Here is a 23,591-nt window from a genome sequence, read left to right as displayed (position 1 = left end):
GGACCTGTCATCAATAATGTAAATTATCATAGTTTTCTTATGATTTTACACGAAATTAATTAAAAATTACGAAAACAACGTCAATTTCAATTGTTTTTTGATAAAATAAACAAAGCGTGGGTAGGAAACTCATGAAAGGTGAGGTGACCACGATTGCCAGATCAACTTAATAAGCGCACATTTAGCGGTTCTGAAAATATCGCTTCAGAAGATATAAAGAAAATTGGCGAAACAAGTCAAATTCACCATCCATTCGATTACCTATCGGATGTAGTGGTCACATTAGATCAAAATGGCCAATGTACTTACGTAAATGAAGCAGCGGTTAAGCTTTTTGACAACCCTAGACAGTTAATCATAGGACGCGATATAAGAGAACTATGTCAACAACTTGCATGTCCAAAGTTTAATGAAGCATATGAACGCGCGATGAAAAACAGAGAAAAATTAGAATTTGATGAATATATATCGTCAGATCAACGATGGTTAAAGGTATGTTTTCTTCCATCCGAAACGAATATTACATTAATTGTTCGTGATATAACGGATTTGCGCAAAGTAAATGATGTAATTGAGACAAATTACCGGTCCATGTTTGATCAACACCCAGATGGGGTTGTATCGTTAGACCAAAATGGGAGAATTTTGCGGGCTAATCATGTGTTCGAAGAGTTGTTATCCATTGACATACGAAAATACGTAGGAAAACACTATCATCGTATCGTTCGGAAGCGTTTTATTCATCGTATAGATGAAATGTTTTTAACAGCAGTGCAAGGTGAACCGAGAACGGAAGAATTTGATGTTCTTTTATCAAACGGTCAACGCCTTGATGTATCATTAATGATGTTACCGATCATTTCAGATGAAGAAACCATTGGTGTACACTGCATTGTTAGAGATATGTCAGAAAGAAACTTTGTAGCCGAAAAAGCACGTCGCCTTCATGATATGAATGATTTAATTCTTGACTCGGTTAATGATGCGATTCTTGGCATTGATGTAGATTTTAATGTGATTTTGTGGAACGATGAAGCTGAAAAATTAACGGGTTTTCGTCAAGAAGAATTAACCCACTCAAGAATCATGAATGTGTTTACAAGGCTAAAAAAAGAGTCGAGAAAACAAGTAGAAGAAGTATTATCTGGTGTGGTTGAACCTTCAGGACAACCAATTGTTAAGGATGAGCGTATCACATTATTAAGAAAAGAAGGTTGCGCTTTCTGCGCGGAAGTATCCGTAAATCCGATTATTACAGGTGAACAGTTTGTCGGACTCGTGTTTACATTTCGTGATATTACCGAAAAAAGAAAGTCAGAAGAAATGCTTCACCAATCTGATAAGTTATCAGCAGTTGGGCAACTAGCTGCAGGGATTGCTCATGAAATTCGTAACCCGCTTACTTCGCTAAAAGGTTTTTTACAGTTAATTGAGTCACAATCTAAAGGAAATAAAGAGTACTTCGATATCATGAAAGCGGAATTCGCACGAATTGAACAAATTTTAACTGAATTATTGATTTTGTCCAAACCACAGTCAATGATAAAAGAAACGAAATCTTTATCCAAATTATTAGAAGAGATAATCGCGCTTTTAGAAACGCAAGCGATTATGAAAAATATCGAAATTCAAAAGATGTTTGAAAGAGAAGATATTGATATTATTTGTACCGAGTATCAAATTAAGCAAGTATTTGTGAACTTTATAAAAAATGCCATCGAGGCAATGGATGAAGGCGGAATCATCACTGTTGAATTAATGGTAGAAGGTTCCTACGCGGTTGTGCGTGTACGTGATGAAGGAAATGGAATTCCAGCGAAAGTGTTAGAACGTTTAGGTGAGCCATTTTTTACGACGAAAGAAAATGGGACTGGTCTTGGTTTGATGGTTTCATATAAAATTATTGAAGAACATAACGGAGCAATTGATGTTAATAGTAGTGAAGGAATGGGAACAACGTTTATTGTACGCCTCCCTCTTGCTATGTAAATAGAATAAATCCGTTTAAATGTAGTAGCCGTCCATCAGAAACGACTGATCGACGGCTTTTTGTTTATTTTAGTATTTAGCTTCCACCGAAGCATGATGAGTTTTATTTTCAACCTCGGTTCGTCTGATTTGTTTGCCATGAATGGACGAGTTGATAGGCGGATTCTGCGTCCATCCCTTTCCCCATTAAGTAAGCTGTAGCAGCAATCTTGGTCATTACATGTTGTATAGGTGTATGTTGGGCTTCTTGAACTCCTTGTTGTACGAGTGGTGTTACGTTGTTTAAGGCCTCTTGCTTGATCATTTGTGCTTGCTGATTTGGTTGTTGTTGTCCTTGTTGGGGTGGCATTCTAAAAGGTTGCACTCCGCTTTGTGGAATACGGTAATCCTGCATCATCATTTCATCATAGAGGTGCATATCAGGATGTTGTTCAGGCATTGTCGGGCCATAAAGTGCACGTTGTTGCAGGTAAGGGTCCTGCTGATAGTATGGATACATAATCAAACTCCTTTCTTAGCTCATCGCTACAGTCTATGCGCTAGCCTGTAGGTATGTGTTAGAAATCATCATATCTTTTATTTAAATGGGGGAAATGATACTTGTGGATGAATGACAACTGAAACAACATTCATTGGTTTAACGTACTTCCTTAGCCCATTGTGTCCCTATCTTTCAGTTTTTTCGTGAACAAAGTTTACGAAAAGAGTCTTTAGGTTTTACAGTCTCTGTTCAAAATGAATGGGTTGTTGTGGTGATGGTTGGGATATTCACTTCAGGAGTTTCAGCTGTACTCTTTGCAATGATCATGATTCACTTTGAAGGTAAGAAAGGGGCTGAAATTAAGTAATCCCCCTCTTTAGCACAAGTAGGTTTGCTAACCTATTAGATGTGTAATGAGGGAGATTTTGAGCTAACAAATAATTTTGCGTAATGTTTTAGTAATTTCCTTTTATTGAATGGGTCCGTGTCCTTGCTTTTCCTAGAATTCCTCTAAACGCTCGTTGACAGAATCACCTCACCAACTTCAACAATCTTAATACTTGTATCCGCCTTTCAGTGTTTATCAAACGTCAAATTTTTTATCTTTATGTTTGATTCGTTTGTACCAATGGGTATGACGTTCTTTGACATAGTGTTTATCAACATAACCTGTAAACATCCCTGAGAGCAATTTGCGGTTTTCTTTTACAATGAAGGCCCCTAAGTGCATGATGACTCCAACAATAATCAGCACAGTTGCAAGATTGTGTAGTTGAGCAGCCCATAATAAGACCCCGTCACTGGCTTGTACTCCGATGACGTTTTTGATCACTTTAATTACTCCTGTGACGACAGCTAAACCTATAGCAACGAAAAAGTATGCATAAGTAAGGCGTTGTTCCGGCAAGTACTTATCACTTGGTGGTTCTTTTTTCCTTAAAATCATCGCTTTTAAAATCGCAATCGACCCTTTGACATCTCCTTTTCGTGGAAGAATGTCAAATTCTTTTCGTATTAAATGATAAATGAGGTGGTACGTAACGATAAATAGGAGTAGAATCGCAAAAATATAGTGAACCAAAAGAGTCGCCTCATAGTTTGTTAACCACTGTGTGCCAGGAGGTTGTACAAGTAAATAACGGCCATATAACGGTAATTGCCCTAGGCCAGTAATAATCAGCATAACGATGGAAAAAGCAGTGAGCCAGTGAACGACACGATTAGAAACAGGGTGACGTAGGATCCGGTTGGCCTTTGTTTTATTACTCATCGTACGATACATCCTTTCTGATTTTAGTGTCGTCATAAGATTTTAATTTTCTGTAAGCATTCACACCAGCAGCTGCGGCACCTGCAACAGGCGCAATTAGTGTTGCTAGCATGAATCCTTTAGCTGTATCAAGCATGTTTTCGATATCAGGTTCCATATGTGGGCGTCCTGGACGTTCGTCTTGATCTTGATGTTTACTAGCTGCAATCGCTTCATTTATCTGATCAAATGGGATGTCGGATATATAGAACGTTAACGTACCAGCATTTTCGGTGTCTCCGTATACATAGCCGTTTCTCTCGGAAGCTAGTTCATAAGCTTTTTTTCTCATCTCATCGAGTGGACCGAATTGAATGGCGTCTTTCGGACAAGCTGTTTCACAAGCTGGGGCTTTACCTTCTTTTAAATAGTCCGCACACATATCACATTTGTACATGACGCCCCCACCACCTAATTTAGGCATAAGATCCATGTAAACGCCGACGCCGGCTTGTCGTTGCGGAATATCCCATGGACATGAGTCACGGCATTTTGCACCACCCATACAAAAATATTCATCGATGTGAACGGCTCCTTCTTCTGTTTTTCCAATGACACCGAAAGGGCATAAATTTTGACAAGGTGCATCTAAACAATGCATACAACGGCGCGGGATTGAAATAGTCTTTTCTTGTCCGTTGTGATTCACGGTGACTTGCTCAACATAAGTCCAATTGTAAGGTGTGAGTCGGTCTGTACGATCTTGTTCCTTGGACCAATCTTCATGGTGTTGGCGTGGCCAATAATCCATAGGTTCTTCTTCAGGTTGTGGGAAACGATGCTTGTTCTTATCTTTACAAGCAGTTACACAAAGTGGGGTAGGTTCATTTTCGCATCCATCACAAGCGTTTAAATCAATAATGGAAGCGACAAGCTTCTCCTCTTCAGAAAAATCTTGTTGAGCAGATGCTGTTGATTTTGTTGCCCACGCTACACTAGCGGCTGCGCTAATGGCTGTCGCACCTTTCAAGAAACTTCTTCGTGTTACACTTTTCGCTGGCAACTTTTCTTGTACTTCGAATTCATTTTTATGAGTCATTGTTACTTCTCCTCCCCTTGATATCTCACATAATACATATACCCCTACACGCATTATACACCATGACAACTTATCGAAAACAATAGAATTGTAAAAAAACTTGTCATAGATTGATGTTAAAGTATAAAATTTTTTACTTTTCAGCGTTAAAATTCGATTTTAATATAAGCGCTAATAAACTTCTTGAGGAGAATTATACGCTGATATGACAGTGTTCTTTGTGATGGTTTTGTATTTTGGCACAGTAATTGCATTATATAAAAGTGACGGAAAAATTGTCTTGTAGAAAAATTGACGAATGATTCTATGAACTTTGTGAAGGAGGCGAGTCGATTGTGGAGTGTGTTCGAATATATGAGTCATAACTGGTCACAAATTGTCGATTTAACAATTGAACATTTTCAGCTTGTTGGTTCGGCTGTGGCAATTGCGATTTTAATTGGCGTACCGATTGGTATTTATTTAACGACAAATAAAGCATTAGCAGAATCAGTATTACAAATTTGCTCTATTATCATGACAATACCGAGCATTGCGTTGTTTGGGCTTATGATTCCTATTCTTTCTATCATTAATCAAGGGATTGGATTTGTCCCGGCTTTTATCGCTCTTGTCCTCTATTCTCAACTTCCAATAATCAGGAATACTTACGTTGCGATTAGTGATGTTGACCCAGCCATTCGTGATGCAGCTAAGGGTATTGGTATGACGACTTGGCAGAGACTTATGAAAGTCGAGATCCCTAATGCGTTCCCAGTTATTATGGCTGGTGTACGAACAGCTGTTGTCTTAAGTATCGGTATTGGAGCAATTGCTGCGTTTATTGGTGCAGGCGGTCTAGGGGTTCTTATAGACCAAGGTATTTCCCGTACGAATCGAGATATGGTCATCGCTGGAGCAATAGGTGTATCGATATTATCAATATTTGCTGATACATCACTAGGTTTTATACAAAAGCGTTTCACACCTAAAAGCGCCTAATTAAAGAAAACGCAACAGGATAGGAGGAAACTCGATGATTGAATTTGATAATGTGACGAAAATTTATAAAGGAAATATTAAAGCGGTTGATCAAGTGAGTCTGACCGTTCCCCAAGGAAGTGTGGCTGTTTTCTTAGGTCCATCAGGTTGTGGGAAAACGACATTACTCCGTATGGTGAATCGACTCGTCCCGATTACTGACGGGAACATTACCGTAAATGGAATGGACACGAAATCTTTAAATGAAATTGAATTACGCAGGAAAATAGGTTATGTCATTCAAAGTAATGGCTTGTTTCCGAATATGACAATTGAACAGAACGTAACAATTGTTCCGAATCTGCTCGGGTGGGATCGGGTCAAACAACGTGATCGCTTTAATTATTTAATGGATCTCGTTGGTATGGAACCTGATCAATTTCGAAATCGTTACCCGCATGAATTATCAGGGGGGCAACAACAACGTGTTGGTATTGCACGTGCCATGGCTGCTGATCCGCCTGTTATGTTAATGGATGAACCATTTGGCGCGTTAGATCCAATCATTCGGACACATATTCAAAAAGAATTTTTACAAATTCAACAAGAAGTGCAAAAGACGATTTTATTTGTGTCTCATGACATTGATGAAGCGATTAAGATGGGAGACCGTATTGCGATTTTTAAAGATGGAAGCTTGATGCAGTATGATGCGCCAACAGAACTACTAGCACAACCAAAGAATCAATTTGTGCAAGATTTCGTCGGTACCGATCGGTCAATTAAAAGTTTGAGCCTTTATACGGTAGCTGATCTACTAGAGTACAAAAAACCTAAACCTGTCAAAAAGTCTAGCTTCAACCTAAAGGTAGACCTCGATACGAGCTTGCGAGAAGCGATGGCGATGCTTTTTAATGAAACTGAACAAGAATTACTAGTTGTAGATAAAAACAATCAACCAATCTGTGAAGTAACAATTACAGATGTGCAACAGTACTTACAAGAAAACACACAGACTGCGTAATAGGAGGGGTAAATGATGGAAAAGACAAAGGTTTTTACGCTCGTATTTAAAACTCTCTTCTTCCTCCTGATAGCTTTGTTTTTTAGCTGGGGTATATGGAATGGATATTTTTCGATGATTTTTACAGAATCAGAGCGTTTTCTTTTACTATTGCAGCAACATTTACTTCTTGTTGTGACATCTTCTCTTATGGCGGTTGCAGTTGCGATTCCTTTAGGGATTTTCGTGACGAGACCGCGGTTTGCTAAAAGTGAATGGTTCGTATTAAATACGGCCAATTTAGGACAAACGATTCCTGTCATCGCAATTTTAGCGATTGTAATGACTTATCTAGGTATTGGGTTTAATACTGCAGTGTTTGCACTATTTGTCTTTTCCCTTCTTCCTATTTTACGAAACACGGTTGCGGGGTTAAATTCTGTTGACCCTGCAATGAAGGATGCTGCAAAAGGGATGGGCTTAACGCCAATGCAAACGTTATGGCGTATTGAAATGCCGAATGCGATGTTCACGATTATGGCAGGGGTGAGAACAGCAATTGTGATGAATATTGGAACAGCTGCTCTCGCATCGCTCGTTGGTGGCGGCGGGCTCGGTGATCTAATCTTTGCTGGAATCAACTTAAGAGATAATGCATACTTGTTTTCTGGAGCAGTGCCAGTTACGCTACTTGCACTAACTGTTGACGGCTTGTTGCGACTTAGTGAGCGTATTTTTATTCCAAAAGGATTACAAGAAGCTGCAAAATCCGCTTAAAGTGAAGATGCCCGTGAATGGTTCGAAGACAATGGTTTAATCCATTAATTTATGAAAATAAATGGAGGTAAAAACAATGAAAAAATTATTTACAACATCAGTCCTTGGAGCAAGTTTACTCGCTTTATCTGCTTGTGGGGAATCAGAAGCAGGTGAATTAACTGTAGGGGGTAAAAACTTTACGGAACAATTTGTATTATCAGAAATTACAGCAATCTATTTAGAAGAGAACGATTATGATGTTGAGCGTAGCGCTAATATGGGAAGTGAAGTTGTCCGCGAAGCATTAGAAAATGGACAAGTTGATTTATATTGGGAGTATACAGGAACAGCACTTGTTAATTACCTAGATCAGGAGCCACTTGCAGAAGGTGAAGAAGCATATGAAATTGTCAAAGAAATGGATAAAGAAGAGTTTGGTATCCAGTGGTTAGATATGGCAGAACTTAATAATGCCTATACACTCATGATGCGCTCTGAAGATGCAGAGGAAAAAGGTATTGAATCGATCTCAGACCTTGCTGATTACGTTAATGAGAACCCTGAAGACATTACCTTTGCAACGAATGCAGAATTTGCAGAGCGTGAAGATGGATTACCAGGTGTAGAGGACGAGTATGGTTTTGAGTTTGCTGATGTATCACAAATGGATTCTGGCCTAACTTATCAAGCTTTAAATGATGGACAAGTGGAAGTCGCGATGGGCTTTGAAACAGACCCACGTATTGTCGATTTTGACTTAGTGACATTGGAAGATGATTTAACTTTTTTACCTGCATATAATGGGGCAGTGACAGTTCATGAAGATGCACTTGAAACCAATCCTGATCTTGAAGAACTTCTCGCGCCTCTAGCTGAACTTTTAACTTCTGAAGAAGCATCTCAATTAAATTATGAAGTTGATGTTGCAGAGCGAAGTGAAACAGAAGTTGCTCGTGAATGGCTTGAAGAAAACGGCTTACTTGATTAATCAATAAGGCCGATTTCTTATAAATGTAATGACACCCGAACAAGCTGTACCGCCACGTACAGCTTGTTCAATAAAAACTATTTTTAGGAGGATCCAACCCATGTGTGGAATCATCGCTGTAACACAAGCGATCTCAAATGAAAAAATGGAAAAAATGATGGATGAAATCGAACATAGAGGACCTGATGAAGGAGATCAAGCTCACCTTAACCGTTTTCATTTTGCGCATCAGCGTCTTTCAATCGTAGGTGTAGAAGACGGAAAACAACCAATTTTTGATGAAAACGACACGAAAGCTCTCGTATGTAATGGTGAAATCTATAACTATGAAATGTTGAAAAAGGAATTAGAAAATAAAAATACAACATTTACAACAGCCTCTGATAGTGAGGTTGTACTACGAGGCTATGAAAAATGGGGGCTACAAGCGATACAAAAGCTCGATGGTATGTTCGCTTTTGTATTAGCAGATACCAAAAATAATACTTACGTTGCTGCGCGTGATACTTTAGGTATCAAGCCACTATACTATGGTGAACTGGAAGATGGCTCCTTGATATTTGCTTCAGAATTAAAGTCGATTTATGCATTAACAGATCAAGTCGATGAATTTCCACCTGGCTATTATTATACTCCTGACGATGGTTTTGTTTGTTACCGTATGATTGAACCAGTGAAAAAGCAAGATCAATTAAAAATGGATCGTAACGATTTACTAGCTGGTATTCGTCATCATTTACAAACAGCTGTGAAAAAGCGAATGATGGCAGATGTCCCGGTAGGTGTATTGTTGAGTGGCGGGCTTGATAGTAGTCTCATTTCTGCAATTGCCATGCAAGTAAAAGAACAACGTGAACCACTTCATTCTTTCTGTGTAGGTTTTGAAGGAAGTCCAGATCTTAAAGCAGCACGGGATGTTGCTGATGCGATTGGTACGATTCATCACGAATATGTATACACGAAAGAAGAGTTAATTGAAGCACTTCCGAAAGTCATTTATCACTTAGAGTCTTATGACCCATCACTTGTTCGAAGTGCAATCCCCTGTTATTTTGTGTCGCAATTAGCAAGTCGTTATGTGAAAGTTGTTCTATCTGGTGAAGGCGCAGATGAACTATTTTCTGGTTACGATTACTTGCAACAAATTAATGATACTGAAAAGCTATCAAAAGAGCTGGTAAGAATCATTAATACGCTTCATAACATTAATTTGCAACGTCTCGATCGTATGAGTATGGCTCATTCCTTAGAAGGTCGTGTTCCATTTCTAGATCTTGATTTTGTGAAATACGCACTAAAAATTCCAGCGCAATATAAACAATCTAATGACGATTTGATGGAAAAAGCGATTTTACGTGAATCCTTTACAGAAACACTTCCAGAACATATATTATGGCGTAAAAAAGCCGAATTTTCTGAAGGTAGTGGAGCTTTAGATATTCTAGAGGCATACGCTGAGGAAGAAATTGACGATGTACTCTTTAAACAAACAGTTGAAAAAGCACCTGTTCCGATTCGTTCAAAACAAGAATGTTTGTATTACTTATTGTTTAGACAAGATTACGGACATGATTCCGCACTTGATACGGTCGGACATTGGGCGACAAGTTAAACGATGAAAGGGTCAGACCCTCTTTAGTTCGCTAAAGGGGGTCTGACCCTTTCTTAAGTATGTTAAAATGAATTATGATGGAAAAAGCGTGTCGAATTTTGAAATGAGGAGAAGCGAAATGAACAAATGGTTGCCACAAGGGTTAACGCAACGATTTTTTTTACTAGGTTTAAGTTTTGTTGTTATACCACTTACAATCATCATCGTCATCACGATTATTTTTTCACAAAACACTTTACAAAATCAGGCTGATGAACAGACGATGCAAGGTGCAGAAACGATGTCTGACAAAGCGCAACAGTTATTCTACCGACATCGCGATCTACTCGAGATGATTGCGGGTGACTATATTGAACATGGGAATAGCGATCTACTCATAGACCGTTTAGAAAGCCAAATGCTATCTGATCCTTTCTTTGCGGGAATTGCGTATTATGATGAGGACGGAGAGTTATTACTTGAAGACCCGCATGTAGATGAAAACATTATTGAAGTCGGGGAGAGTATTTTAGAATCGATGCGCTGGCGTCGTTCTACATTTGTTGTAAGCGAACAAGTCGGTGAGGAAGTAGCTGTTTTTATGGCGATTCCTGTTCAACCGAAGGAACACGGTGAAATCGACGGCATGATACTGGCGCGAACGAACCCTGAGTATTTGAGCAATGCGTTTCAAGTCAATAAGATTGGCGAGGAAGGGCGAAGTTTTCTAGTTACAGATACTGGTGAAATATTTGTCGATACACATGATAATGAACTCGTTGGTGAGCGGCTGACAGACACCGATTATGAAGTGGACTTACGATTAGGGAGAATGGGTGTATATCGCGAAACGTTACAAGAAGAAGACGTATTAATTGGATTTTATCCTATTGACCGTTTGCCAATCTCTGCTGCAACGCTACAACCAGTAAGCCAAGCTAATGCGCCGATTACGACGATGACGGTCGTTTTAGCATTCGGTTGGTTCGTGATATTTTTATTTGGATTAATGCTTCTATCATATGGTGCTAGGTGGGTTATTGAACCTGTCAAAAGGATAACAGATCAAGCGGTTGATTATGCACGTGGTGAAAGTTGGCATATGAATATATTAAAAGAAGATGATGAGATTCGTACACTTGAAAAAACGATGAAGCATATGGCCGAAGGGTTACAAGAAAAACAGCGATTTTTGCAACTCATTCTTGAGTCGTTTCCTTATGGCGTGATTGCAACTTCTCCTAATGAAACCATTACGTCTCTCAACAGGTCAGGTGCCCGTGTATTAGGGATTAATCAAAATATTGTGTCTGGAAAATCTTTGGACATTCTTCCTTCAAGGGGATTGAAAAATCATATTCAGGGCTTAGATTTTCCGGAATTACAACAAAATCAAGTGACTAATGAATTTACGTATGTTAATCATGAAGGTCGCAAATTAATCGTTAAAACGTCAAGTTCACCGCTATTAGATGAAAATGGAAGGGTCATTGGGATCATTACAACGTTTTGGGATCACACCGAACGAGAACAGTTAGAACAACATTTACAACGGTCGGAACAATTAGCTGCTATTGGACAAATGACAGCGGGACTGGCTCATGAAGTGAAGAATCCATTATCAACAGTACAAATGGCTAGTGATGTCATTGATGCAGAATTCCAGCAATTGAAAACGCAGCACCAATTACAAGGGCCTGACGTTTCAATGGTTGATGAGGCTCTTTCGGATATCCAAGAAGAAACAAAGCGTTTGAGCGAACTCGTGAGCCGGTTTTTACGAATGAGTAAGAGTAGAAAAAATGAAGAAAAATTGATAAATATCAATCAGCTAGTCACAGAAGTCGTCAAACTCGTAAAACATCAATTAAATCAAAGCGGAATCGATCATGCGGTCATGGTAGCCGAGCAAGATGTTTGTGTGCTTGGAGATCGTAACCAATTAGTACAAGCGCTCTTAAATATTTTGTTGAATGCAAAAGAGGCATTAAAAGGGGAAAAACATCCTTATTTACAAGTTAAAGTTCAAAAACAGGAGAGCGAAATTCAAATCATAATAATAGATAATGGTTGTGGTATTTCGACAAAAAAACTCAACCGTATTTTCAATCCATTCTTTTCAACAAAACAAGAAGGTACCGGATTAGGACTATCAATTACGCATGATATCATTCGCGATCATCAAGGTCAGATTGAGGTTGATAGTGAAATCGGTCACGGTACAGAGTTTAAACTAACACTTCCGGTCAGTGAGTGTCATAAAGGGGAGAGGTAAAATGAGTGACACGGTGTTAATCGTAGAGGATAATCATAAATTACGCCGATTGATGGTGTTAACATTAGAAAAAGAAGGATATACCGTATTGCAAGCAGCTGATGGTGTGGAAGCGGAACACCAATTTCAAAATCATCACTTTGATGTTGCGTTAATGGATATTCTTCTACCTGATACAACAGGGATTAAATTGCTTGAAAATTGGGTGACGGAGCGGCCGAACGGTTGTTACATTTTATGTACCGCTTACGGAGATGTAGAAGACGCAGTTCAAGCTATGAAGATTGGTGCTTTTGATTATTTAACAAAACCTATCCAAGCAGAGGAATTAAAGATTGTTATAAAACAAGCACTTGAATGGCAACGGACGAGAGAAGATGAACAACTTTCTCATGAAAACGTAGCGCAACAAAATCACTTGCATGATATGGTCGGAAAAAGTGAGCAAATGCATGAAGTTTTTGGTCTTATTCAGCGAGTCGCAAATCAAAATGTCACAGTCTTGTTGCAAGGCGAAAGTGGAACGGGGAAAAGTAGGTGTGCTCAAGCGATTCATTTAGAAAGCGATCGAGCGGACGAGCCATTTGTAAAGGTGAACTGTGCAGCGATACCGAGTCAACTTTTAGAAAGTGAGTTATTCGGTTATCAAAAAGGCGCCTTTACTGGTGCAACACAAAACCAAAAAGGGAAATTTGAAGTTGCAGATGGTGGAACATTATTTTTAGATGAAATTGGCGATATAACGATGGAATTGCAAGCAAAGTTGTTGCAAGTAACACAAGAAAAGACTTTTTACCCTTTAGGTAGTAATGAGGAAAAGAAGGTTGATGTTCGAATCATTGCGGCAACGAACCGTGATTTATCGGAAATGGTCCAAAAGGGTGACTTTCGAGAAGATTTGTATTACCGATTGAATATTATTGGCATTCACCTTCCGCCGCTTCGGGAACGACCAGATGACATTCCTTTACTAGCTGAACAAGTAGCAAAGCAACTTGAGAGTGAACATGGCCGTTCATATACAATAGAACAGGGGTTAATGTCTGCGTTAACGAATTACTCATGGCCAGGGAACATTCGAGAATTACACAATGCGTTTTCTCGTGCTTGTGTATTGAGTGTAGATGGAAAGATCAAAATTGACGATTTTCCAAAGGAGATTCAAGACCGTGTGGACGGTGAAGAAATCAGCAATGTAGGGGAAGATGAAATGATCTTCAAAGATCCATCTTTACCATTACCTGACCAGTTGGAAAATTATGAGCAAAAAGCAATTGAAGATGCTTTAACAAAGGCGGAAGGCGTTCAATCAAAAGCTGCGGAAATTTTAGGGATTTCTAGACAAAGTTTGTTATATAAAATACGAAAATATGAACTTGATATTGAGGAAGAGTAGGAAAAGACAATTGCTCATTATTCAAAGATTAGAAGATTCATGTTGTAAATGGAATCAATATACGCGGGCCCTCTCATACTGGAGGGCTTTTTAATTTCATACCTAAAGTATGGGGGGGTTGAATAGTAGTCGAATAGTGTCTAAAAAGCGTGAAAACATAAAAAAGTTATGGTAAAATTGAACTATTAATGACAAATTATTATGAACATAAAAGCAAAATCGGTAATAGTAAAGACGAAAGGGATGTCATTTGTTGAATGCTAATCATGTAAATGCAGTTTGTAGAGCGACGGAATCAATTTTAACAAACCACTTCGGGGTTGATGTGACTCCGCTAGATCCACATTCAGGTAAGGACGTCATTCCTTCCAATGAAGTATCTGTCGTATTAGGTGTCAGTGGTGATGTGAATGGACAAATTATCTGCTCATTTACAAATGAAACCGCAAAAGGAATTGTTGGTACAATGATGGGTGGAATGGTTATTAACGAGTTGGATGAAATGGGCTGGAGTGCGATTCAAGAGTTCGGTAATTGGATTGCTGGAAATACAGCGACAGAGCTTTCAAATGAAGCGTGTAGTATTGATGTGACCCCGCCTGTCGTCAATGATGGCCATTCGAAGTTTCGTTCAAACCGCCTATTTGTCACGGTCCCTTTGCAAACATCAATTGGACTTTTAGATACGCATATTTCATTAAAAGAAGAGACAACTTCATAATGGATTTAACTGACTCAAGGTTACAGCCTATAGTGCTAGTGAGTCAGTTTTTTTGTGATCACAAATCAAAGTCTCATTTTAATGATGAAATATGTTTCGATATTGATTAAATTTAGTGACTCCTGACCAAAATGTTTGCAAGAGGAAAGGAGTCGATAAAATGAGTGAATTTAAACGTTCGAAACAAACGAAACCCCAGCTAACTATTCCCTTCATACTTTTTGGTCTTATAGGATTGTTTATGTTTATTGGAATCATGAACACGATGCTTTCTTCTGAATTAACCCCATCGCTAGAAAATGTCTCGGAAAATGCGGAAGTGTATACGAAAAAAGAACCTGTAAGAATCCATGAACGGACAACTTTACAAGCATATATTGGTGCTTTTAATGATCATGACGCCAAGAGAATTGATGTGACTGCCCGAGTCAACCTTCAGGGCGGAGAAGATAAGAAACTTCAATTGCGCCACGTTGAATCAGGATTGTTTGAAGCAGATGAGCGATTTGATGAACCAGGATTATGGCAGGGAGAATTATTTGTTTCCACGGATGTAGATGATGTGGAGATTCCGTTTACTTTATCGGTTCAACCATGATATCAATCCATATTATCAATGTTTAAGTAGAGTCTCTTCATTGATATGATTGACAGCGTTTTCAAATCTTCGTTATGCTTAATAGCAAGTTTAGCATAGGATAATAGAGCGTTATTGATCATTAAGATCATCGAGGGGAGGGACTTATAAAATGGAGAAAAAATATATTTTAGCTTTAGATCAAGGGACTACGAGTTCACGAGCGATTTTGTTTAATCGCAATGGGGAGATCGTTGATAGCGCGCAGCAAGAATTCGAACAATTTTTCCCACAGTCAGGGTGGGTTGAGCAAAATCCTAATGAAATTTTATCTTCCGTTCTGGCAGTGATTGCTGAAGTATTAAATAAGACAAATATTTCCCCGAAGGAAGTTGCATCTATTGGTATTACGAATCAGCGCGAAACGACAGTGATATGGGAAAAAGGTTCTGGAAAACCGATCTACAATGCTGTTGTATGGCAATCTCGGCAAACGATGGATATATGTGAAAATTTAAAGCAACAAGGTTATGAGCCAATGTTTAAAGAAAAAACTGGACTTCTTATGGATGCTTATTTTTCGGGGACAAAAGTTAAGTGGATTTTGGATCGTGTTGAAGGAGCGCGTACACGTGCTGAAAACGGTGAACTTCTCTTTGGGACGGTGGACACATGGTTGATTTGGAAATTGTCAGGTGGAGCTGTCCATGTTACTGATTATTCAAATGCATCACGTACATTAATGTTTAATATCCATGAATTAAAGTGGGATGATGAGTTATTGAACATCCTCGATATTCCGAAGCAAATGCTTCCGGAAGTGCGCCCGTCTTCAGAAATCTATGCTTATACAGTTGATTACCATTTCGGAGGGGAACAAGTTCCATTATCTGGAGTGGCAGGGGATCAGCAAGCCGCACTTTTCGGTCAAGCATGTTATGAAAAAGGAATGGCAAAAAATACGTATGGAACAGGCTGTTTTATGCTCATGAACACGGGAGAAGAGGCAGTGACTTCCAAACACGGATTATTGACGACGATTGCTTGGGGAATAGATGGTCAAGTTGAGTATGCACTGGAAGGGAGCATTTTTGTGGCAGGCTCTGCAATCCAATGGCTTCGCGATGGTTTACGTATGTTAAAGTCATCGCCTGATAGTGAGCGATATGCGAAAGCTGTTACCTCGAGTGAAGGAGTATATGTTGTTCCGTCCTTTGTAGGGTTAGGTACGCCATATTGGGATAGTGAAGTTCGCGGTGCAATATTCGGTCTAACCCGTGGAACGCAAAAAGAGCATTTTGTCCGTGCGACAGTTGAATCACTCGCTTATCAAACGAAAGACGTTTTGCATGCGATGGAAGCCGATGCAAAAACAAAAGTGAAAACGTTGCGAGTTGATGGAGGAGCGGTTTCGAACAACTTTTTAATGCAGTTTCAAAGTGATATGTTAGGGATCCCTGTGCAAAGACCGACCATTCAAGAAACAACTGCGTTAGGAGCAGCATATTTATCAGGATTAGCAGTCGGGTTTTGGAACGACCGTCACGAAATCTCGAAACAGTGGAAAGTTAACCAAACATTTGAATCACAAATTTCTGAGACAAAACGGGATGAACTTTACCGTGGATGGAAAAAGGCGATTGAAGCAACGAAAGTTTTTAAATAACCATCTTTTTAGATCGTTCACTTAAAATTAGAAGACCGCAACCCTTTTCGTTCATAGATACATATATTGATATGCATCTGTAAAAAGGGGGGTGGTCTTTTTGGTTGATATTCATGAAAGAAAGGCGGAAGACATTGTGTCAAAATCTTTTTCGTCATTTCAACGTCAAACGTATTTAGAACAACTACAGCTTGCTGAATTAGACTTGCTCGTCATTGGTGGTGGAATTACAGGAGCAGGGATCGCCTTAGATGCTACTGTCCGAGGACTAAGAGTTGGGGTTGTGGAAATGCAAGATTTTGCTGCCGGAACGTCTAGTCGTTCAACAAAACTAGTACATGGTGGGCTCCGTTACTTGAAACAACTCGATTTCAAACTCGTCTCTGAAGTCGGTAAGGAACGAGCGATCGTCTATGAAAATGCGCCCCATGTGACAAAACCAGAGTGGATGCTTCTCCCATTAACGAAAGAAGGGACATTTGGAAAGTTTTCAATGTCTATTGGTTTAAAATTATACGATATATTGGCTCGAGTGAGGAGAAGCGAGCAAAGAAAAATGTTAGGGCGCCATGAAACAATGAAAATGGAACCGCTTATGCGTTCAGATGGGTTAAAGGGTGGTGGACTTTACGTAGAATATAAGACAGATGATGCAAGACTCACTTTAGAGACAATTAAAGAAGCCGTTCATAGAGGAGCCATTGCTGTCAACTATAGCAAAGGCGAGCATTTTATTTATGAACATGGAAAAGTTGCAGGTGTTCATGTCACCGATCTAATAAACGAGAAGAGCTATACGATTCGAGCGAAAAACATCGTTAATGCGACAGGGCCATGGGTAGATACATTGAGAGAAAAGGACCGTTCCAAAAAAGAGAAATTTCTTTATCATACAAAAGGGGTCCATCTCGTCGTTGATCAATCGAAATTTCCTTTACAACAAGCTGTTTATTTTGATACGAAGTATGATGGACGGATGATGTTTTCCATTCCTCGAGGTGATAAAACATACATAGGGACAACGGATACGATATACAATGGTGAACTAGCGAAACCAAAGGTGACAAAATCAGATTGTATGTATATTTTAGAATCTGTAAATACGATGTTTCCAACCATTCATTTAACAGACCAGGATATAGAGTCGTGTTGGGCTGGGATCCGTCCACTTATTTATGAAGATGGAAAAACCACTTCGGATATATCAAGAAAAGATGAATTATTCACCTCCGAGTCAGGGTTAATCTCAATTGCTGGTGGGAAATTAACAGGCTACCGAAAGATGGCTGAACGAACGGTCGACATCGTTACAAAGAACCTTGGCATCGAGGAAAAATGTACAACAGAGGCAGTCCCACTTTCCGGTGGGGATTTAGGAGGTTCTGAACACTTTTCTTCATTTATCGAAGAGAAAGTTAGCGAGGGGAAGTCCATCGGTTTAACAGCCAAGGAAGCGAATGATTTGGCCAATCTATATGGAACAAATGTGACACGCGTATATGAAATCACGAAAACATCAGGAGCTAATGCTGAGCGTTTCCATTTACCTAAGTTTGTGTATGCGAGTCTCGTTTATAGCATTGAGGAAGAAATGGTCGTCCACCCACTCGATTTTTTCAATCGAAGAACGGGTGCTTTATATTTTGATATTGATTTTGTTTACAAATGGAAACAAGCAACGATTGATTACATGTCATCATACTTTCAATGGACAGAATCATTTGAGAAGAAAGTCACAAATGAATTAGATGAAGTGTTAGATAGTCTTGTCGAAATGGCATCTAGAAAAGATGTCGACAACACGCCACCTCTGTCATAAAAGGTAAATATAAGCCAACATCTTTAGGGTGTTGGTTTTTGGGTTTATCTTCTATAATAGGAATAGGATATGAAAACGTAAATCGTAGGAGGTTACTGATGGTTTGGAAACAAGAATACGAACGTTGGTTAGATAGTGATGTGTTGGAAGAAGAACAACGAGAAGAATTGGCCAATTTGCAAAGTGATGAAACAGAGCTAGAAGACCGTTTTTATAAGTCGTTAACGTTTGGTACAGGCGGGATGCGCGGTGAAATAGGTGTCGGTACCAACCGAATGAATGTATATACTGTTCGTAAAGCAGCACAAGGGTTAGCAGATTATCTTCAGTCGTTTGGAGAAGACGCCGTTCGAAAAGGTGTAGTGATTGCATATGACAATCGTTACCGTTCGCAAGAGTTTGCCCGGGAAGCCGCATTAACATTAGGGGCGAACGGTGTTCGTGCGTATGTATTATCATCGCTTAGAGCAACACCACTGCTTTCTTTTTCGGTACGCCATTTACAAACAAGTGCAGGAATCATGATCACTGCTAGTCATAATCCACCTGAATATAATGGCCTAAAGGTATACGGTGAAGATGGATGTCAACTTGTACCTAAAGATGCAGACGCTTTAATTTCTTACGTGAATCGTATAGAAGATGAACTAACAGTACGTACAGGTGATGAAAGAGAGCTTCAGCAACAAGGTTTACTCGCTTATGTAGATGAAGAAGTTGACGAGGCGTACTTAGAACATTTGAAAGGGATTACGTTAAATCAAAGCATTGTAGATGAGTCAGGAGATGACTTATCAGTCGTTTATACACCATTACATGGAGCCGCTTGCCAAGCCACCGTAGATGCATTGAAGCAAGCAGGTTTTTCAAATCTGACAGTCGTTGAAGAACAGGCGAAGCCAGACCCGTCATTTTCCGAAGTATCATCGCCGAACCCTGAAGAACATCGGGCATTTGATCGAGCGATAGAAATTGGAAAAGAGCATGATGCAGATATTTTAATGGCGACAGATCCTGATGGTGATCGAATTGGCTTAGCTGTCAAAGACGGAAGCGGAGATTATACGGTTTTAACAGGCAACCAAACAGGTGCGCTATTAATGGAATATATTTTACAAACGAGAAAAGAACAAGGAACGTTGCCTGATGATGGATTAGTGATTAAAACCATCGTGACATCCGAGCTCGGGCAGGCGATTGCCAATAAGTATGGGGTAACACTAGAAAATACTCTTACTGGTTTTAAGTTTATCGGTGAGCGCATCCTTCAGGCTCATGACGAAAAACAAGCAACATTCTTGTTTGGTTATGAAGAAAGCTACGGCTATTTAATCCAACCTTTCGTTCGAGATAAAGATGCCGTTCAAGTTGCTTTAATGGCAGCTGAAGTGGCTTTATATCATAAACGGAATGAAAAAACGTTATTACAGGCATTAGAAGAGATGTATGAAGAGTATGGATGGTATTTAGAAGAACTCGTTTCGTTTAAAGCAAAAGGAAAAACAGGCCAAGAGAAAATTGAAAATGTCCTTGACTCTTTCCGGAAAGGTCAAATCAACGACTTCGCTGGATTAATCGTGAAGTGTATTGAAGATTATCAACAAGGAAAGCGTTATGATATCCAAAAAAGTACAACAGAACCAATTGAACTTCCTGCATCAAATGTAATCAAAGTTCGATTTGAAGATGGATCGTGGTTCTGTTTACGCCCTTCAGGTACCGAGCCAAAGATGAAAGCCTATATCGGTGTACAAAGTGAATCCTTGTCTGCGTCAAGGTCACAACTGTTAAATATCAAACGGACTGTTGTTGAAAAAGTTGAAACAATTCTCGAAAAATAAAGAATTCATGTGAATTTGTCCGTACATCCTATAATTGTCATTTTCGCCTTGCATTTCACTCTTGTTTCTGTCATATTTTACATATAAACAACAGGGAGACAAATAGCGTAAAGTTATAGTTATAGTTATAGTTATGTTCGCAAATACACACAATTCACATTCGTCCCTTGTAAGTAGGTGAGGGTATGTCAGTACAAGAGTTATTGATTGGTTATATAGAAATCAAACGATGGCAGATGGTTCGATCTGCCCAAGAGAATGGTTTTACGTCAAGTGAAACCATTCAGTATAGCCAGGAGTTAGACGAACTTTTAAATGTTCACAGAGGATTAATCGAAACGCAGTCAGTAAAACATGCTTCCGAGTAAAATGGAATCGGTGTTTAAATTGAATATTCAATGCTTGGATTAGAGGGACATCTATTGTTCCTCTTTTTTATGTTTTAGGGGCAACTAGCGCCAACGGTTTAACGACAAGTTCGTCTATTCATCATTGCAAGCTTGAAAACATAGACTAACGTAAGTCACGTATTATAGGGAGGGGAAATAGCTTGACTCAGAACAATACGTTGGAACGGGCGATTGATGAGATTACTGAGATTGCCGAAGGGTTCGGATTAGATACGTATCCGATGCGCTATGAAATTTGTCCTGCTGACGTTATTTATACGTTTGGTGCTTACGGAATGCCGACACGTTTTTCTCATTGGAGTTTTGGTAAGCAATTCCATAAAATGAAAACGCAATATGATGTAGGTTTAAGTAAAATATATGAACTTGTGATTAATTCCAACCCTTGCTACGCCTTTTTACTAGACAGTAATTCACTTATCCAAAATAAGCTGATCGTTGCACACGTCTTAGCTCATTGTGACTTCTTTAAAAATAACGTTCGTTTTTCAAACACACGTCGCGATATGGTTGAAAGTATGACAGCGACTGCTGAGAGGGTTGCTCATTATGAAATGGTTCATGGCAGAGAAGAAGTAGAAAAATTTCTCGATGCAGTGTTAGCCATTCAAGAGCATATTGACCCGAGTTTACTTCGCCCGAAATTGAGCTGGTCTTGGGATGATGTTTGGGAAGAAGACGAGGATGATGTGGTTGATACGATCGCGACACCGTATGATGATTTGTGGTCACTCGACGACGATCAAGAAAAAGGAACGAGAAAAAGGAAAAAGAAGAAAAAGTTACCACCCCAACCGGAAAAAGATTTGCTTTTATTTATCGAAGAATATAGTAGTGAATTGGAAGAGTGGCAACGAGATATTCTGACAATGATGCGGGAAGAAATGCTGTATTTTTGGCCGCAATTAGAAACAAAGATTATGAACGAAGGCTGGGCTTCGTATTGGCACCAAAGAATTGTTAGAGAACTAGATTTAACGAGTGAAGAATCAATCGAATTTGCTAAACTGAATGCAAATGTTGTACAGCCGTCGCGCACATCAATTAATCCGTATTATTTAGGTGTGAAGATTTTTGAGGATATTGAGGAGCGCTACAATCATCCAAGTGATGAAATGAAAGAGATTTTTGGGGTGAAACCCGGTAGTGGTCGCGAGAAAATCTTTGAAGTTCGTGAAATCGAGTCAGACATTTCATTTATTAGAAACTATTTAACAAAAGATCTCGTGTTGAGAGAGGATATGTATCTATTTCAGAAAAAGGGAAAGGACTACAAAGTCGTAGATAAAGAATGGAAACAAGTTCGCGATCAATTAGTGAGTATGCGTGTAAATGGTGGCTTTCCTTACATTACAGTAACTGACGGTGATTATTTAAAAAGCGGAGAGTTATATTTAACTCATTGGTATGAGGGAATTGAGTTAGATCTTAACCATCTAGAGAAAACATTACCTTATATTTATCAGTTATGGGGGCGGATCGTTCATATGGAAACTGTTCTCAATGACCGACGTACGTTATTCACTTATGATGGTAAAAATGTTTCTAAAAAGTATCTCCCTTAATTTTTTCATAATCGCTTCTTAAACGGCGTTAACCCGTCGTTTAGGGAGCTTTTTTTAAGAAAACATGGAGGGAAAATTGAACGAGTTGTGATATGTATTGAGTTGTTGAATATGAATCTAATATATAGATGGACAAAGCAATGATTAAAAATTTCTATTAAAAAGGAAGAGGTGAGGAAAAACACGGATTCTCATGTGCCTAAAAAAACTGTTCCATAAATGGAGACAAAGGGAAAAACGTTGGACAATCTTATTAACTTCAGGAGCACAGTCGTCAATTCGTCAATATGATCTTTCCAAATCATTGTTTTACATTACATTTATGATGTTGGCGGTCAGCATCGTTGTAACGATTGTGGCTTCTTTTTGGGTACCTAAGTTAGTGGTTGAAAAAGAGTCATTAACAGGTTCCTTACGTGAACAAAAGCAGGAAGTTGAAGAGATTGAGGAAAGCTACCGAAAATTAGAACGAGAAGCTGCGTCTATGCAGGAGTCAGTGGAAAGGTTTAAAGCATTTGAGGAAGAGTTAGTCGAAATGGATATTGACGTTCCAATAGATATTGAAAATGGGGTGAGTGGGAGTGGAGGTCCACGAATTCCAGCCAATGTAGTGGATGCAAGCAGAGAAGAACTTCCAGAAAGAATGGACCAATTAAACGATGAATTACCGAAGTTAGTGGAAGATTTCAAAGAGACCATTGATCAGCTTATTCGCTATCAAGAGGAGTTACAAGAAACCCCGGTTCATCCTCCAACGAATGAAGGGCAACTTACATCTGAATACGGCAATCGTCGAGATCCGCTGACAGGTCAAACGTCGTTTCACTCAGGCATTGATATCGCCGCTTCAATGAACACACCGATTTATGCAGCAGCTGATGGAAAAGTAGTTGGAGCTGGAGTAGAAGGAGGATATGGGAAAACGGTCCGCATCAATCATAGTGAAACATACAAAACGTTATATGCTCATTTAAATCAAATTCATGTCACAGTTGGACAAGAAGTCGAACAAGGCGAGAAAATTGGAGGAATGGGGACAACGGGGCGGAGTACGGGTGTTCATTTACATTATGAAATCTTTCGCAATGGCGTAGAAGTAGACCCGTATATGTACATGACATTTTTTGATTAAGAAAGGGGTGAACGACCAGTTTACACTGGTCTAAAATGTTTTCAGAAAAAAAGAGTGACAAAAAGCGAAC

The 23,591-nt window shown here is 39.2% G+C and carries 19 protein-coding genes; 16 read left to right on the top strand and 3 right to left on the bottom strand.

Features of this window, described 5'->3' with window-relative positions; translation table 11 throughout:
• The first annotated feature begins 153 nt into the window (after positions 1–153).
• Positions 154–1,989 (top strand): PAS domain S-box protein, encoded by a 1,836-nt coding sequence (locus HNQ41_RS07350; RefSeq protein WP_184663774.1) that lies wholly within the window; start codon positions 154–156, stop codon positions 1,987–1,989.
• 109 nt (positions 1,990–2,098) lie between these two features.
• Here the strand turns inward: HNQ41_RS07350 and HNQ41_RS16635 are convergent, their stop codons facing one another.
• The 3 genes from HNQ41_RS16635 to HNQ41_RS07335 all read right to left on the bottom strand — a co-directional run bounded on the left by HNQ41_RS16635 (position 2,099) and on the right by HNQ41_RS07335 (position 4,818).
• Positions 2,099–2,488: a hypothetical protein gene (locus HNQ41_RS16635; protein WP_246421533.1), complete on the bottom strand. Its 390-nt coding sequence runs from the start codon at positions 2,486–2,488 to the stop codon at positions 2,099–2,101.
• 565 nt (positions 2,489–3,053) lie between these two features.
• Positions 3,054–3,740 (bottom strand): formate dehydrogenase subunit gamma, encoded by a 687-nt coding sequence (locus HNQ41_RS07340; RefSeq protein ID WP_184663773.1) that lies wholly within the window; start codon positions 3,738–3,740, stop codon positions 3,054–3,056.
• The gene (locus HNQ41_RS07335; protein ID WP_184663772.1) at positions 3,733–4,818 is read right to left on the bottom strand and encodes a 4Fe-4S dicluster domain-containing protein; all 1,086 of its coding nucleotides are present in this window, start codon (positions 4,816–4,818) and stop codon (positions 3,733–3,735) included. The genes HNQ41_RS07340 and HNQ41_RS07335 overlap by 8 nt, the downstream gene beginning before the upstream one ends.
• Positions 4,819–5,160: 342 nt before the next feature.
• Here HNQ41_RS07335 and HNQ41_RS07330 point away from each other — a divergent pair, with 342 nt between their 5' ends.
• The 15 genes from HNQ41_RS07330 to HNQ41_RS07260 all read left to right on the top strand — a co-directional run bounded on the left by HNQ41_RS07330 (position 5,161) and on the right by HNQ41_RS07260 (position 23,521).
• Entirely contained in the window at positions 5,161–5,799 is a 639-nt protein-coding gene (locus tag HNQ41_RS07330; RefSeq protein WP_425506974.1) for an ABC transporter permease, read from the top strand.
• A gap of 34 nt (positions 5,800–5,833) precedes the next feature.
• Entirely contained in the window at positions 5,834–6,802 is a 969-nt protein-coding gene (locus HNQ41_RS07325) for an ABC transporter ATP-binding protein (RefSeq protein WP_184663771.1), read from the top strand.
• A gap of 15 nt (positions 6,803–6,817) precedes the next feature.
• Positions 6,818–7,558 carry an ABC transporter permease gene (locus HNQ41_RS07320; RefSeq protein WP_184663770.1) on the top strand — a complete coding sequence of 247 codons (741 nt, stop codon included), beginning with the start codon at positions 6,818–6,820 and terminating at the stop codon, positions 7,556–7,558.
• A gap of 76 nt (positions 7,559–7,634) precedes the next feature.
• On the top strand, positions 7,635–8,528 hold the full coding sequence (locus tag HNQ41_RS07315; RefSeq protein ID WP_184663769.1) for an ABC transporter substrate-binding protein: 894 nt from the start codon (positions 7,635–7,637) through the stop codon (positions 8,526–8,528).
• Positions 8,529–8,628: 100 nt separating this feature from the next.
• A complete protein-coding gene (gene asnB / locus HNQ41_RS07310) occupies positions 8,629–10,140 on the top strand; it encodes an asparagine synthase B (RefSeq protein WP_184663768.1) in 1,512 nt (503 codons plus the stop codon).
• Between the two features lie 118 nt (positions 10,141–10,258).
• Positions 10,259–12,394 (top strand): PAS domain-containing sensor histidine kinase, encoded by a 2,136-nt coding sequence (locus tag HNQ41_RS07305; RefSeq protein WP_184663767.1) that lies wholly within the window; start codon positions 10,259–10,261, stop codon positions 12,392–12,394.
• Between the two features lies 1 nt (position 12,395).
• A complete protein-coding gene (locus HNQ41_RS07300; RefSeq protein ID WP_184663766.1) occupies positions 12,396–13,790 on the top strand; it encodes a sigma-54-dependent transcriptional regulator in 1,395 nt (464 codons plus the stop codon).
• 253 nt (positions 13,791–14,043) lie between these two features.
• Positions 14,044–14,511 carry a chemotaxis protein CheX gene (locus tag HNQ41_RS07295; protein WP_184663765.1) on the top strand — a complete coding sequence of 156 codons (468 nt, stop codon included), beginning with the start codon at positions 14,044–14,046 and terminating at the stop codon, positions 14,509–14,511.
• A 160-nt stretch (positions 14,512–14,671) separates the two neighbouring features.
• Complete coding sequence (locus tag HNQ41_RS07290; protein WP_184663764.1) at positions 14,672–15,109, top strand: hypothetical protein; 438 nt, start codon at positions 14,672–14,674, stop codon at positions 15,107–15,109.
• A 151-nt stretch (positions 15,110–15,260) separates the two neighbouring features.
• Positions 15,261–16,754 (top strand): glycerol kinase GlpK, encoded by a 1,494-nt coding sequence (gene glpK, locus HNQ41_RS07285; RefSeq protein ID WP_184663763.1) that lies wholly within the window; start codon positions 15,261–15,263, stop codon positions 16,752–16,754.
• 100 nt (positions 16,755–16,854) lie between these two features.
• The gene (locus HNQ41_RS07280; RefSeq protein ID WP_221301880.1) at positions 16,855–18,573 is read left to right on the top strand and encodes a glycerol-3-phosphate dehydrogenase/oxidase; all 1,719 of its coding nucleotides are present in this window, start codon (positions 16,855–16,857) and stop codon (positions 18,571–18,573) included.
• 98 nt (positions 18,574–18,671) lie between these two features.
• Positions 18,672–20,414: a phospho-sugar mutase gene (locus tag HNQ41_RS07275; RefSeq protein ID WP_184663762.1), complete on the top strand. Its 1,743-nt coding sequence runs from the start codon at positions 18,672–18,674 to the stop codon at positions 20,412–20,414.
• Positions 20,415–20,599: 185 nt separating this feature from the next.
• Complete coding sequence (locus HNQ41_RS07270; protein ID WP_184663761.1) at positions 20,600–20,782, top strand: aspartyl-phosphate phosphatase Spo0E family protein; 183 nt, start codon at positions 20,600–20,602, stop codon at positions 20,780–20,782.
• Between the two features lie 182 nt (positions 20,783–20,964).
• A complete protein-coding gene (locus tag HNQ41_RS07265) occupies positions 20,965–22,389 on the top strand; it encodes a SpoVR family protein (RefSeq protein ID WP_184663760.1) in 1,425 nt (474 codons plus the stop codon).
• A 193-nt stretch (positions 22,390–22,582) separates the two neighbouring features.
• Entirely contained in the window at positions 22,583–23,521 is a 939-nt protein-coding gene (locus HNQ41_RS07260; protein ID WP_184663759.1) for a M23 family metallopeptidase, read from the top strand.
• Positions 23,522–23,591 lie beyond the last annotated feature (70 nt).

Origin of the sequence: Texcoconibacillus texcoconensis, assembly GCF_014202575.1 — a bacterium.
GTDB lineage: Bacteria > Bacillota > Bacilli > Bacillales > Salisediminibacteriaceae > Texcoconibacillus > Texcoconibacillus texcoconensis.
The sequence above is the reverse complement of the archived record's forward strand: the minus strand, read 5'-3'. Positions and strand labels throughout refer to the sequence as shown.

Excerpts from the sequence above, each read along its gene's own strand:
- HNQ41_RS07290 (WP_184663764.1), top strand. The coding sequence starts at position 14,672 with ATGAGTGAATTTAAACGTTCGAAACAAACGAAACCCCAGCTAACTATT.
- HNQ41_RS07340 (WP_184663773.1), bottom strand. The coding sequence starts at position 3,740 with ATGAGTAATAAAACAAAGGCCAACCGGATCCTACGTCACCCTGTTTCT.
- HNQ41_RS07335 (WP_184663772.1), bottom strand. The coding sequence starts at position 4,818 with ATGACTCATAAAAATGAATTCGAAGTACAAGAAAAGTTGCCAGCGAAA.
- HNQ41_RS07275 (WP_184663762.1), top strand. The coding sequence starts at position 18,672 with ATGGTTTGGAAACAAGAATACGAACGTTGGTTAGATAGTGATGTGTTG.
- HNQ41_RS07270 (WP_184663761.1), top strand. The coding sequence starts at position 20,600 with ATGTCAGTACAAGAGTTATTGATTGGTTATATAGAAATCAAACGATGG.
- asnB (WP_184663768.1), top strand. The coding sequence starts at position 8,629 with ATGTGTGGAATCATCGCTGTAACACAAGCGATCTCAAATGAAAAAATG.
- HNQ41_RS07305 (WP_184663767.1), top strand. The coding sequence starts at position 10,259 with ATGAACAAATGGTTGCCACAAGGGTTAACGCAACGATTTTTTTTACTA.
- HNQ41_RS16635 (WP_246421533.1), bottom strand. The coding sequence starts at position 2,488 with ATGTATCCATACTATCAGCAGGACCCTTACCTGCAACAACGTGCACTT.
- HNQ41_RS07325 (WP_184663771.1), top strand. The coding sequence starts at position 5,834 with ATGATTGAATTTGATAATGTGACGAAAATTTATAAAGGAAATATTAAA.
- HNQ41_RS07315 (WP_184663769.1), top strand. The coding sequence starts at position 7,635 with ATGAAAAAATTATTTACAACATCAGTCCTTGGAGCAAGTTTACTCGCT.
- HNQ41_RS07300 (WP_184663766.1), top strand. The coding sequence starts at position 12,396 with ATGAGTGACACGGTGTTAATCGTAGAGGATAATCATAAATTACGCCGA.
- HNQ41_RS07320 (WP_184663770.1), top strand. The coding sequence starts at position 6,818 with ATGGAAAAGACAAAGGTTTTTACGCTCGTATTTAAAACTCTCTTCTTC.
- HNQ41_RS07260 (WP_184663759.1), top strand. The coding sequence starts at position 22,583 with ATGTGCCTAAAAAAACTGTTCCATAAATGGAGACAAAGGGAAAAACGT.
- glpK (WP_184663763.1), top strand. The coding sequence starts at position 15,261 with ATGGAGAAAAAATATATTTTAGCTTTAGATCAAGGGACTACGAGTTCA.